The 11,906-nt window shown below is 73.2% G+C and carries 11 protein-coding genes and 1 pseudogene; 7 read left to right on the top strand and 5 right to left on the bottom strand.

Going from position 1 to position 11,906, the window contains the following annotated elements:
• Nucleotides 1–23: 23 nt before the first annotated feature.
• Nucleotides 24–457 (bottom strand): annotated as a pseudogene (locus tag ACFYWQ_RS23860) (hypothetical protein).
• Between the two features lie 75 nt (nt 458–532).
• Here ACFYWQ_RS23860 and ACFYWQ_RS23855 point away from each other — a divergent pair.
• The 5 genes from ACFYWQ_RS23855 to ACFYWQ_RS23835 all read left to right on the top strand — a co-directional run bounded on the left by ACFYWQ_RS23855 (nt 533) and on the right by ACFYWQ_RS23835 (nt 7,174).
• On the top strand, nt 533–2,758 hold the full coding sequence (locus ACFYWQ_RS23855) for a penicillin acylase family protein (RefSeq protein ID WP_389518888.1): 2,226 nt from the start codon (nt 533–535) through the stop codon (nt 2,756–2,758).
• A complete protein-coding gene (locus ACFYWQ_RS23850; RefSeq protein ID WP_389518887.1) occupies nt 2,751–3,470 on the top strand; it encodes a GNAT family N-acetyltransferase in 720 nt (239 codons plus the stop codon). The genes ACFYWQ_RS23855 and ACFYWQ_RS23850 overlap by 8 nt, the downstream gene beginning before the upstream one ends.
• Before the next feature lie 47 nt (nt 3,471–3,517).
• Nucleotides 3,518–3,958, top strand: a complete 441-nt coding sequence (locus ACFYWQ_RS23845) for a cupin domain-containing protein (protein WP_389519377.1) — start codon at nt 3,518–3,520, stop codon at nt 3,956–3,958.
• A complete protein-coding gene (locus tag ACFYWQ_RS23840; protein ID WP_389518886.1) occupies nt 3,955–4,719 on the top strand; it encodes an SDR family NAD(P)-dependent oxidoreductase in 765 nt (254 codons plus the stop codon). The genes ACFYWQ_RS23845 and ACFYWQ_RS23840 overlap by 4 nt, the downstream gene beginning before the upstream one ends.
• A gap of 484 nt (nt 4,720–5,203) precedes the next feature.
• The gene (locus tag ACFYWQ_RS23835; protein ID WP_389518885.1) at nt 5,204–7,174 is read left to right on the top strand and encodes a copper resistance protein CopC; all 1,971 of its coding nucleotides are present in this window, start codon (nt 5,204–5,206) and stop codon (nt 7,172–7,174) included.
• Between the two features lie 46 nt (nt 7,175–7,220).
• On the opposite strand, the gene ACFYWQ_RS23830 is transcribed toward ACFYWQ_RS23835, so the two are convergent.
• Nucleotides 7,221–8,159 (bottom strand): hypothetical protein, encoded by a 939-nt coding sequence (locus ACFYWQ_RS23830; RefSeq protein ID WP_389518884.1) that lies wholly within the window; start codon nt 8,157–8,159, stop codon nt 7,221–7,223.
• Between the two features lie 206 nt (nt 8,160–8,365).
• Nucleotides 8,366–8,887, bottom strand: a complete 522-nt coding sequence (locus tag ACFYWQ_RS23825) for a hypothetical protein (protein ID WP_389518883.1) — start codon at nt 8,885–8,887, stop codon at nt 8,366–8,368.
• 132 nt (nt 8,888–9,019) lie between these two features.
• Between ACFYWQ_RS23825 and ACFYWQ_RS23820 the strand changes: the two genes are divergently transcribed.
• The gene (locus tag ACFYWQ_RS23820) at nt 9,020–9,286 is read left to right on the top strand and encodes a hypothetical protein (protein WP_389518882.1); all 267 of its coding nucleotides are present in this window, start codon (nt 9,020–9,022) and stop codon (nt 9,284–9,286) included.
• A gap of 106 nt (nt 9,287–9,392) precedes the next feature.
• On the opposite strand, the gene ACFYWQ_RS23815 is transcribed toward ACFYWQ_RS23820, so the two are convergent.
• Nucleotides 9,393–9,701: a hypothetical protein gene (locus ACFYWQ_RS23815; protein WP_389518881.1), complete on the bottom strand. Its 309-nt coding sequence runs from the start codon at nt 9,699–9,701 to the stop codon at nt 9,393–9,395.
• A gap of 268 nt (nt 9,702–9,969) precedes the next feature.
• Here ACFYWQ_RS23815 and ACFYWQ_RS23810 point away from each other — a divergent pair, with 268 nt between their 5' ends.
• The gene (locus ACFYWQ_RS23810) at nt 9,970–10,671 is read left to right on the top strand and encodes a restriction endonuclease (RefSeq protein ID WP_389518880.1); all 702 of its coding nucleotides are present in this window, start codon (nt 9,970–9,972) and stop codon (nt 10,669–10,671) included.
• 459 nt (nt 10,672–11,130) lie between these two features.
• Here the strand turns inward: ACFYWQ_RS23810 and ACFYWQ_RS23805 are convergent, their stop codons facing one another.
• Nucleotides 11,131–11,739 carry a hypothetical protein gene (locus ACFYWQ_RS23805; protein ID WP_389518879.1) on the bottom strand — a complete coding sequence of 203 codons (609 nt, stop codon included), beginning with the start codon at nt 11,737–11,739 and terminating at the stop codon, nt 11,131–11,133.
• Nucleotides 11,740–11,906 lie beyond the last annotated feature (167 nt).

Raw genomic sequence — 11,906 nt, 5'->3', positions numbered from 1 at the left:
TGGCCTGGCGGGCTCGGCCGGCCTCAGCCCGCCCGCCGGTACCCCAGCGCGTGGGTCCGCTCCCTGGGGACGTCCAGGTCCTTGCGTACGTGCGCCGAGAGCGTGCGGGTGGTGCGGGTGTCGCGGGCGATCCGGACGTACGGGTGCGGGGTGGCCGTCAGGAGGTCGGGGAGTTCCGCCTTCACCCGGTCCACCAGCGCGGCCCCCGTGTCGCGCCGGGGCACGCGCCGCGGTCGACCAGCGTGTACGCCCGCTGGTGAGGCTTCCCGGCGTCGGCGAACCACAGCCGCACCCACATCGTGGGGTGGACGCCGGTCGCGGCGAGCAGGCCGCCGTCGGCGAGGTGCAGCCTGCGATAGTGCGGGGTGACGTCCCCGGCGCCCGTGACGGTGAGGGTGAAGTACTTCGCCCGCATCATCTTGAGGACCGCGCCTTCCCAACCCGGCCCCTGCGCCATGGCGTCTTCACCCCTCGCGTACGATTTCTCCACGAATTGTTAGGTAAGGCTAACCTAAAGATGCGAGGATGCAGGGTGACGAGCGAGACCGACATTCCTGACGGCGTCTTCCGGGACCCCTGGGGCATTCCGCACCTGCGCGCCGGCAGCGCCCGGGACCTCGCCCGCCTCCAGGGACGGGTGACCGCGCGCGACCGCGCCTGGCAGCTGGAGGTCGAACGCCATCGCGCCCGCGGCACCTCGGCGTCCTTCCTCGGCCCCGAGGCCCTCTCCTGGGACCGCTTCGTGCGCCGTGCCCGCCTGGACGACACGGCCCGGCGCTGCTTCACCACCCTGGAGGAGCGGGACCCGGAGACCGCCGACTGGGTGCGCGCCTACGTCGACGGCGTCAACGAAGGCCTCGACGGTGTCCGCGCAGCCCTCGACGGCGTCGGCGCAGGCCTGGACCATGTAGGCGTAGGCCTAGGCCTAGGCGTAGGCGTAGGCGTAGGCGTAGGCGTAGGCGCAGGCCAGGACGGCGTCGGCACACGCCTGGACCTGGACCGTGCCGGCGGCCCGGCGCCCGAGTTCGCGCGCGTCGGCCTCGCCCCCGGCCGCTGGGAGCCGTGGACCCCGCTCGCCGTCTGGCTCTCCACCCACATCCTCTTCGCCGGCTTCCCGGCCAAGCTCTGGCGCGAGGAGGCCGTCCGCCACCTCGGCCCGGACGCCGTCGGCCTGTTCGCCACCGACGGACCCGGCACCTCCGGGAGCAACGGCTGGCTGGTCGCCGGCGAGCGCACCCGCACCGGACAGGCCGTCATCGCCGGCGACCCGCACCGGTTCATCGAGGATCCCGGCGTCTACCAGCAGATCCGGCTGGCCTGCGACGAGTTCGACGTCGTCGGGCTCGCCGTGCCGGGCGTCCCCGGCATCGCCCACTTCGGGCACACCGGCACGGTCGCCTGGGCCATCACCAACGCCATGGCCGACTACCAGGACCTCTACCGCGAACGGCTGCGCCGCACCGGCGCCGGCGTCGAGGCCCTCGGCCCGGACGGCGTCTGGCGGCGCGTCGCCCGGCACACCGAACTGGTCCGCGTGGCGGGCGAGGAGACCGTCGAGGTGGAGGTCCTGGAGACCGAGCGCGGCCCGGTGATCGCCGGCGGCCCGGAGGGGCTCGACGACGGCACCCCGCTCGCCCTCGCCCTGCGCTACCCGCCCCGCGTCACCGGCGACCTGGGCTTCGGCGCCCTGCTGCCCCTGCTGCGCGCCCGCCGGGTCGCCGACGTGGACCGCGCCTTCGACGTCTGGGCGGAGCCCGTCAACGTCGTCCAGGCCGCCGACACCGAGGGCGGGCTCCTGCACCGGGTCGCGGGCCGCGTCCCGGTCCGCTCCCGGGCCAACCGCACCCGGCTCGTGGCCGCCTGGGAACCCGGTCACGAGTGGACCGGCTGGCACGAGACCCCCCGCGCCGGACTCACCGACGGCATCGCCGTCATGGCCAACCAGCGCGGCCCCGCCGGCCCGCTCGGCGTCGAGTTCGCCCCGCCCCACCGCGCCGACCGCATCCGGGAACTGCTGGACCGGCGCCGTGACTGGTCCGCGGCCGACATGCCCGGGATCCACACGGACACCCACCTGGCGTCCGCGGCCCCCCTGCTGGACCGGCTCGCCGCCCTCGACGACCTGACCGGCCCGGCGGCCGACCTGCGCGAGCACCTCCTGCGCTGGGACCGCCGCATGGACGCCGGCAGCCAGGACGCCGCACGGTTCGCGGCCCTGCGCGGCGCGCTCGTCCGCCGCCTCGCCACCCAGCCGGCCTTCGCCCCGCTGACCGCCCCGCCCGCCTACCCCGAGGTCTTCCTGCCCTGGCTGGCCCTGCTGCCCCGGGTCGGCTTCGCCCTCGAACACCTCCTGCGCGCCGAGGAGCTGTACGGCATCGACCGCACCGCCCTGCTCCGGGAGGCCGTCGAGGAGGTCGCCGGGCAGCCGGCCGCCCGCTGGGGCGACACGCACCGCCTCGCGCCCTGGCGGGCCCTGCCCGACCCCGCGCAGGAGGCCCCGGCCCTCTCCGGCGACCACGACTGCGTGCTGTGCACCTCCGCCGTGCCCGGCTGGACCGACCTCGCCGCCCGCGGCCCGGCCGCCCGCTACGTCTGGGACCTGGCCCGCCGCGAGGACAGCTCCTGGGTCGTGCCCTACGGTGCCGACGGCCACCCCGACAGCCCCCACCACCACGACCAGCTGCCCCTCTGGCTCACGGGCGAGCTGGCCCCGGTCGTCACCGACTGGGCGCAGCTGAAGAAGGAGAGCGATGTCTGACCGCCCCGGGTCCGGGACCACGCCCGACCACCCCTCCGAACGCCCGTTCGAACACCCGTCCGAGCACTCGTCAGGGTGGACCACGTCCGAACGCTCGTCAGAGCCGACCACGTCCGAGCACCCGCCCGCCTACCTGTTCGAGCGGACGGCCGACGGCTTCGGCACCGTCGGCATCCGGCCCCTCGACGCCGAGGGCGACGCGGACGTCGTCCACGGCTGGGTGCGCGAGGAACGGGCCGCGTTCTGGGGCATGACCGGCCTGACGCGCGACCAGGTCGCCGAGATCTACGCCCACATGGCCGGCCTGGACACCCACCACGCCTTCCTCGTCGAGCTGGACGGCACCCCGGTGGCCCTGCTCCAGACGTACGAGCCCACGGAGGACCGGGTCAGCGAGTGCTACGACGTCGAGCCCGGGGACATCGGCATCCACCTGCTCCTCGCGCCGGCCGGCGGCGACGGCCCGCGGCCGGGCTGGACGTCGGCGCTGCTGGACGCCTTCACGGCGTACGCGCTGCTCGGGCTGGACCGGCGGCGGATCGTCGTGGACCCCGACGTGCGCAACGAGAAGGCGGTCGGCCGTTTCCTGCGGCACGGATTCGAGGCCGGGCCGCTCGTCACGCTGCCGGAGATCGACCTGCCGGACGTGTACCTGCCGGAGAAGAAGGCGCAACTGGCCTTCCTCCGCCGGGAGGTAGCCTTCCCCGGGTGACCTCCCCAGGCCCGGTGACCCCCGAAGACCTCGTCGCCCACTACGGGATGGAGCCGATCCCCCGTGAGGGGGGACTGTTCCGCCGTACCTGGACGGGCCCCGAGGGGCCGGACGGCCGGACCGCCGGTTCCGCGATCGTCGCCCTGCTCACCGCGGACGACTTCTCGGCCCTGCACCGCCTGCCCGCCGACGAGGTCTGGCACCACTACCTGGGCGACCCGCTGGAGCTGCTGCTCCTCGCCCCCGACGGCACCTCCCGGACGGCCGTGCTCGGCCCGGACGTCCTCGGCGGCCAGCATCCGCAGCTCACCGTCCCCGCGCGCACCTGGATGGGCGCGCGGGTCACGGCGGGCGGCGCCTGGACGTTCTTCGGCTGCACCATGGCCCCCGGGTTCACCTACGGGGACTACGAGCACGGCGACGCGGCCGGCCTCACGGCGCGCCACCCGGACCGGGCGGCCCTGATCGAGCGACTCTGCCGTCCATGACGTTGCTGACGGGCCGTCTGGCCCTGGTCACGGGAGCGAGCGGCGGACTCGGCCGGGGGATCGCGCTGCGGTTCGCCGAGGAGGGCGCGGACGTGGCGCTCCACTGCCACCGAGGAGTGGAGGCGGCGCGTGACGTCGCCCGCGCGGTCGCCGGGACGGGCCGCCGGGCGGTCGTCCTCCAGGCCGACCTGTCCCGCCCCGAGGACTGCCGGCGGCTCGTGCGGGAGGCCGCCGAGTGGGGCGGCGGACGGCTGACCGACCTGGTCAACAACGCGGGCGTACAGCCCGTCCAGGCGCTGGCGGACATGTCCGACGCCGACTGGCGGGTCGTCCTCGACACCAACCTGACCAGTGTCTTCTCCTGCACCCGGGCCGCCGCCGAGGTCATGCGCGGACAGGACGGCGGCGGCACCGTCACCCACATCGCCTCGGTCGAGGCCGGACGGCCCGCCGAGCACCACGCCCACTACGCCGCCTCGAAGGCGGCGGTCGTGATGCACGCCCGCGCGGCGGCGCGGGAGTACGGCTCCTGGGGCATCCGCGTCAACACGGTCTCGCCCGGTCTGATCGAACGGGAGGGTCTCGCCGAGGCCTGGCCCGAGGGCGTGCGGCGGTGGCGCGAGGCGGTCGCCGTCGGCCGGCTGGGCCGCCCGGAGGACGTCGGCGACGCCTGCGTCTTCCTCGCGTCCCCGCTCGCCTCCTGGATCACCGGCCACGACCTGGTGGTGGACGGAGGCGTCTCGGTCCGCCCGTCGTGGTGAGCAGGACCGCCCCGCCGTCCGTACGTATCCCCGAGCACACGAGTCCGAGGTACGGAGCGGTTGCGTGAGCGAAGGCCACGACGACGGACGACGGGACGGGACGACGGCGACCTCGGGGGCCCCGGGAGCCTCGGGAGCCGCGGGAGTCGCCGCAGCCGCGGGAGCCCTGGGAGCCCCGGGAGCCCTGGGAGCCGCGGAAGCCCCAGGAGCCCCAGGAGCCCCAGGAGCCGCGGGAGCCGCGGGAGCCGCGGGAGTCGCGGGAGTCGCTGAAGCCGCGGGAACCCCGGGAGTACCAGGAGCTGCCCCAGGAGCGTCGGGAGCCGCGCGGACGACCGGCAGGTGGTCCGGAGGCGGCCGGAGCGGCCCGGGGACCGGGACGGCGGGACCACGGGCCCGACGGGGACCACGGGGCCGACAGGGTCCACGAGCCCGACGGGGCCCAGGGGGCCGAGGGGATCGAGGGGGCCGACGGCTTCAGGGGCTGGTGCTGCTGGGCGCCCTGCTGGTCCTGCTCCTCCTCCCGGGCGCGGGCCGGGCATCCGCCCACGCCGTCCTCCGCGACGCCGACCCCGCCGACGGCTCCGTCGTCCGGTCCGCGCCCCGCGCCGTCACCCTGACCTTCACCGAGTCCGTCGGCCTGCTCGACGACTCCTTCCGCGTCCTCGACCCCGACAACCGGCGCGTCGGAACGGGCCCGGCACGGCACGCGCGGGGCCGGGCCGACACCGCGCGGACCACCCTGCCCGCCACGCTCGGCGACGGCACCTACACGGTGGTCTGGCGGGTGGTGTCCGCCGACAGCCACCCGATCGGCGGCGCCTTCACCTTCTCCGTCGGCGCACCGTCCGCGACCCGCGCCACCCCGCCCGCCGGCCCCGCCGAGGACCCGGCCACCGCCGGCCTCTTCAAGATCGGCCGCTATCTGGCGTACGGCGCGGCGGCAGTCCTCATCGGTACGGCGGCGTTCCTCGCCGTCTGCCGCCCGCCTGACCCCCGTCCCCTGCGCCGGCCCCTGCTGGCGGGCTGGGCCGTCCTCACCGGCTCGACGGTCCTGCTGCTCCTGCTGCGCGCCCCCTACGAGACGGGCGCGGGCCCGGCCCGGGCCCTGGATCCGTCCGGCCTGACCCGCACCCTGACCGGCCGCCCCGGCCTCGCCCTGGCGGTACGGCTGGCCCTGCTGGCCGTGGCCGCCGTCCTGTTCGTACGGCAGCGCGGGCGCGCGAGGGTCCCCCGGACGACCCTCGCCGCCGGTGCCGTCCTCGCCGTGGCCCTCGCCCTGACCTGGGCGGCCGCCGAACACGCGTCGGCCGGCATCCAGGTCCCGGCGGCGATGGCGTCGTCGGTGCTGCACCTGCTGGCGACGGCGGCCTGGCTCGGTGGCCTGACGGCTCTGCTGACCCTGCTCCGCCGGGACGCCCTCCCGGCCCGCGTGGCGGCCCGTTTCTCCCGAGTGGCCGCCGCCTCGGTCGCCGTCCTGGCGGTCACCGGCGTCTACCAGTCCTGGCGCGGCCTCGGCTCCCTCGGCGCGCTGACAGGCTCCCCCTACGGCCGTCTCCTGCTCGCCAAGCTGGCCGCGGTGGCACTGCTCCTCACGGCGGGCGCACTGTCCCGACGATGGACCGCACGGGTGGCGGAGGCGGAGGAACGGACGAAGATGCGGTCGAAGACACCGGCGACGACGGAGACGACGGAGACGGCGGAGGCGACGGAAACGGAGACTGGGACGGCGACGCCGGTTACGGCGGCGGTCACGGTGACGGTGGCAGCGCACGCAGGCACGAGCCCCCGGGCACAGCTGCGGGACCGCATTCCGCAGCCCGCCGACGGCCGCCCCTCGGACACCCGGCTCTCCCCGCCGGACACGCTCCCACCGGCCGAGCCACCGCTCCCCCCGGCCGAGCCGCCGCTCCTGCCGGCCGAGCCACCGCTTCCCCCGACCGAGCCGCCGTTCCCGCCGGTCGAGGACGCCCACCGGCGTGCCCTGCGCCGTTCCGTACTGGCCGAGGTCGTCGTCTCCGTGGTGGTGCTCGGGCTCACCACGGTGCTGACGGGCACCCTGCCGGCCCGCGCGGAGGCGGAGGCGGCCACCGCGGGGCGGTCCACGGGCCTGCCCGTCGCCTCCGTCACCACCGTTCCCTTCGACGCCGGTGCCACCGGCGGCCGCGGCACGGTCCAGCTCACCCTCGATCCCGGCCGTGTCGGCAGCAACTCCCTCCAGGCCGTGGTCTACGGCCCCGACGGCGGCTTCGCGGCCGTCCCCGAACTCCGCGTCTCGTTCACCCTCCCCGATCAGGACGTCGGCCCCCTCGACGCCAGGCTCACCGACCGCGGCGGCTACTGGACCGCGCCGTCCTTCACCCTGCCCGCCCCCGGCACCTGGGAGATGAAGGTGACGGTACGGACGTCGGAGATCGACCAGGTGAGCGAGACGGCGAGGGTGCGGATCGTACGGTGAACGGACCGCCCGCCCGGACCCCGCGCGCCGACGGGCCCCGTACGGGTCAGGAGGCGCCGACCGGCGTGTGGTCCTCCACGAACACCTTCAGCGCCCCGCGGTGCTCCTGGGCGTGGGCCGTGGCCGTACCGCCCAGCTCCCGGACCCGGAGCAGGGTGCGGTCGAAGAAGTCCCGGCCGGAGGGCACGAGGACGGACAGTTCCAGGTCCTCGTAGAACGCGGTGAGCGTGTCACCCTCGGCGCGGAGGGTGACGGGGAACGCCTTCCGGTCGGTCCGGCGGAGCAGTTCGTCGTGAGCGCCCTCGCGGTACGACGTCCAGTGGCCGGTGAACGGCAGGATCAGCTCCGGCCGCATCCTCCGCGCGTACGCGACCGTCATGGCCTGGAGGTCTTCCCACCAGGGCAGCCGCAGCCGCAGGGAGGCCACCGAGTACGTCCGCCCGGCACTCCGGACCCGCAGGAAATGGCCGGACTCCTCGTCCTGCTCCTCCTGCTCGTCCCAGAGATCGTCGTCGACCTCGTCGACCTCGTCGACCACGACGATCCCGTGGCAGCCGACCGGGCGGTCGCCGAGGGCGGCCAGAGCCCGGACGGGGCCCCCGAGCGACACCAGGTTCCGCTCGTACAGGTAGCCCATGTGCCGTTCGTGGTCCGTCCCGCCCAGCGCCGGGGGAGCGGCCACGCTGATCGCCGCGGGGTTGTAGTCGTTGTCCGGCCGGGGGACGAGCTGCACCAGCACGGGCAGCAGCGTCTGCCGGTGGCCCCGCCCGGCGACGGACGCCCGGAAGGTGTCCTTCTCCCAGCCCTCCGTGAGCCTGCCGCGAAGGAACGACCGGTACACGGCGTCCGTGTCGTCCCACAGCGCCACCCCGACGGAGAACTTGGCCTCGGCTGCGGGGATCAGCACCATCCCGCTCCCGGGGTCCTCGGCTATCGAGCCGCCCTTCACATCCACTGCGCCCGCCGTCCTGTCGTACCTGTTCACTGCCCCTCCCACCCCTGCTGACCAGGGAGAACGGGCGGCAGCGACGCTATCGGACGGCCTGACGGCCGCAGCGACGGGCCGGGTCCGTACGCCGACCGCCTCCGCGACCGTGCGGTCCCGCACCCTCAACTCGCCGTACGGGTAAGTGAGGTGGGCCTTCGGTGATCGCCATGTCCAGGAGGGTGCCGGGCCGCGGCCCGGCGCGTTCACCCGTGTCCGACCCGGTCGCCGTCGTGACTGGGTGCCAGGGGAACGAAGGGCAGCTCCGCAATCCCGAGCTCCTGGCGCATGACGGCCGCCGTGTCCTGGACGGCCACGAAGTACGTGTGCTGCGCGGTCTGGAAGGTGCCGCCCGTCACCTGCTCGCCGTCCGCCAGCAGGTCCCGCATCGTGCGGACCGTGCGGAACGCCTCGACGCCCAGCTCGACCACGCGGGGCGGAGCAAGCATCGTCAGCGCGAAGCGCTGCTCGAACAGACCGGACTCGGAGAACGCCGCACGGACCGCGCGCCTGCGCTCCTCGGCCGTCTCGTAGGTGGCCTCCGCGGCGAAGCGCATGCCTTCGGTCGCACGGGCCAGGTGGGCGAGATAGGTCACGAACGCCTCCCGCAGAACGGTCTGTGCCTCCGCCTTCTGCGCCCGCCTCCAGCGGTCCCGGTCCACGACGAACGTGGCGACGATGCCGGCGAGCGCACCGGCCATGGCGCTGAGGGGAGCGGTCCAGTCCATGCGGGGACTGTAGGCGGTACGCACCGGCCGGCACACACCGCGCCCGTGCGTGAACCGATCGGAGGGGCTCGTGCGATGAGGGAGTGAACGCCGCTCCGAGACGGAGCCCGAGTCCGAGCAAGGAGAAGACGAATGCTGCACATGATGGACCTGCCGACCCTCGTGCTGATCGCCCTCGCGGCCGCCCTCTCGCTGTGGGCGCTGATCGACTGCGTCCGCACCCCCGCCGACCGCGTCCGCTTCGTACCGAAGCTGCTGTGGCTGCTCTTCCTCCTCAACGGCTCGCTCTTCGCCGCCCTCGTCTGGGCCTACGTCGGCAAGAAGCCGATAGCGGACACGCCGAAGAGCCCGGTCCAGCGGACGAGCCCTTCGCTCACGTGCGGTAGTGGAGGAATGTGAACCCTCGACGACTTGCCCCATATCTACTTCAGGGGTCTGTTCATGCCGGTCAGAGCCTGATCAGAGCCTGATCAGAGCCGTTCAGCCGCGTTCACCGGGTGCCGACTCAGTGGGTCGCGAGGATCAGGCTCAGTGCCAGCAAGGCAAGCCCTGCCACAGCTATGACGCTGCCGATGAGCTTGAAGAACCCGGGGCCGAGGCTCTCGGTGTCCGCGAGGCTCAGATCGCCTGTGCGCTGACCCTTCAGCTCCAGAGCGGCCCGTCGGCGGGCCAGCGTTGCGTCGACGGCACCGCGCAGGTTGAAGGTCCACCTCGCTCCGAAGCAGACGGCTGCGGCCCCCAGGGCTGCAAGGAAGATCAGGACCCCTGCCGGGTCGGATGAGGCCGCGGCCGATGTGGTGGTGATCATGGACATGATGCCCAGCATGGCAGGCAGCCGAACGGGATATCGCCGGATCGGCGAACCGGAAACCGAGACGCCCAACTCCGAAGGGGCCTACGGCGAACGGCGGGGACCTTCGACATCGTGCCCGGTGAGGCACTGGCGGAGCATACGAGGTTCGAACTTGTGACGGGTGTGACCAACGGAAACCAATCCGGCCATGGCCGACTCGCGCCCTTCTGCCGTCGCCTCAGGCTGCTCAGACTGCCGTACACGGACTTGTGGGGGAGGGGCTTCGATCGTGGCTGGGCGTAGACGGGGTGCGGCTGCCCGCCGGCGTCGGGCGGCGCGGCTGAAGGCGCCGGCGGCCGGCGGTGCTCTGGCGCTGGTCCTGCTGGTGGTGTTCTGGTCGGCCGTGTGGCCGTACGTCACGGGCGCACTGGTTTTCGGCGGCCTCGGAGCGGCGGCCTGGTGGCTGTGGCGTGCGGACCGGCTCGTGCGCGGGCGGGACCGTCTGTGGCGGCAGGAAGAGGCGGTGAAGGCCGGGTACCGGACTCTCGCCGAGGTGGACGCGATGACCGGCACCGAGTTCGAGGATCTGGTCGCAAGCCTGTGCCGCCGGGACGGCTGCACGCAGGTGCGGCGGGTGGGCGGTGCGAACGACAACGGCGCCGACGTCGTCGGCCGTCTCCCGGACGGGCGGACCATGGTGATCCAGTGCAAGCGCTACGCGCCGAGCAGCACGATCGCGAGTCGCGAGTTACGCGATCTGCTGGGTGCCAAGGTGCACTTCGGGGCCGACCTGGCAGTGTTCGTGACGACCACGCGCTTCAGCCGGCCCTCCGAGAGATTCGCGGTGCAGCACGGCATCCTCGCAGTGCACCGCGATCACCTCGGCATGTGGAACAACGGGGCCTCCCTGCTGTCCGTGAGCGAGGTGAACGGCAGAGGGCAGGGAGACTCCCGGCACCGGGCACGCTGGAAGCGCGCGTACGGGAGATGACCGGCCTCGTGGGTGCGCGAGGCCGGTCATGCAGGGCGCTTCGCCCCGCGGTCTCACAGTCGTACCGACATCGCTCGCCAAAGGCGGCGCGGTTCCACACGGGCGAGTACGCCGGCCAGGCCGTCGTCTCCGTCCCCGAATCCGCGTCGCCGTTTCATCGTCTGAGGCGGATTGCGGTCCTGGGGGGCTGCACCGCGTTCGACAGCGACGGTGGCTGTGTCTCAACAGGGCGCCGGGCGGACTCCACTCGACTACGCCGAAGCCCTGGGAGCTGTCGCAGAACAACTTCAGGCTTTGACCTCGGTCAGGCGGGCTGTCTCGCGAGGTCATCGAGTGGAACGGCGCTTCGGCGTTCGTGAGTTATTTCCCGACGGCTCGCTGGGCCGCTCCGGGGTCGACCGGATCCGGCGCATGCGTTCTCGGCGTTCTCTCAGGCCGAGGCCGAGAGGTAACGCCGCCTCAGATGGTCGGGGTGTCGTCAACAATCGGCCTGTGAACCTCAATGACCGGCTTCCACCCCGCGGAGAACTCGATGAAGTCCGCACGGGTGGGGTAGGTGTCGATCGCGCGACGGTCACGCTTGGGGCTGTCGTTCCCCTTGCGCCCCCGGGGAATCTGCTCCTCGAAGATGTCGACCTTCACGTCGGGAACCTCCTTGAGGCCCTGGCGCCAGATCTGCACGATGTCGGCACCGAACGCCTGCCGGGCCGCAGCGTAAAGGGCCGTGAGGGCCCCCTTGTCCCCACCGGGGACGAAAAGTGCCAGGTCCAGCACGACACCGGCGGACTGGAGGACCTCGATGGTCACCGAGCCGTTCTCGTCGGCCAGGTAGATTCCGGCTTCATTCTCGTCGTCGGGAAGGCAGGAGACCTCTTCCTGGAATACGGTTCGCGCCGTGATCGAACCGCCCTCGAAATTCTCGCCGGACTTGGTCAGGAAAGCAGGGACATAGCAGTCGGGAAGCTTGAGTTCTGCCGTGTCGGCGGAAATGAAGATCCTGTCCTTCACGCCGAGCTTCGTCACCTCTTCCAGCGAGAGGCGGCGAGCGGCGATCTTCTCCGTGTTCACGATTTCCCTTTCAGGTTGCACTGTCCCTCCGAGCAGGGACGCTACCACGAAACCCTGAGGTCAACTGCCCAGTAATCGTTGGGTAAATGGCCTCCGATGACCTGCACGGGAGGATACCGAAGCGAGTGCCACTCGGTCGGGAACGCGCATCCGCCGGGTAGTGTCCC

The sequence above is a fragment of the Streptomyces sp. NPDC003247 genome, assembly GCF_042888135.1.
Classification (GTDB): Bacteria; Actinomycetota; Actinomycetes; order Streptomycetales; family Streptomycetaceae; genus Streptomyces.
This window is presented reverse-complemented; position numbering and strand designations above follow the sequence as displayed.

Excerpts from the sequence above, each read along its gene's own strand:
- ACFYWQ_RS23820 (WP_389518882.1), top strand. The coding sequence starts at position 9,020 with ATGCTGCACATGATGGACCTGCCGACCCTCGTGCTGATCGCCCTCGCG.
- ACFYWQ_RS23840 (WP_389518886.1), top strand. The coding sequence starts at position 3,955 with ATGACGTTGCTGACGGGCCGTCTGGCCCTGGTCACGGGAGCGAGCGGC.
- ACFYWQ_RS23850 (WP_389518887.1), top strand. The coding sequence starts at position 2,751 with ATGTCTGACCGCCCCGGGTCCGGGACCACGCCCGACCACCCCTCCGAA.
- ACFYWQ_RS23845 (WP_389519377.1), top strand. The coding sequence starts at position 3,518 with ATGGAGCCGATCCCCCGTGAGGGGGGACTGTTCCGCCGTACCTGGACG.
- ACFYWQ_RS23815 (WP_389518881.1), bottom strand. The coding sequence starts at position 9,701 with ATGTCCATGATCACCACCACATCGGCCGCGGCCTCATCCGACCCGGCA.
- ACFYWQ_RS23825 (WP_389518883.1), bottom strand. The coding sequence starts at position 8,887 with ATGGACTGGACCGCTCCCCTCAGCGCCATGGCCGGTGCGCTCGCCGGC.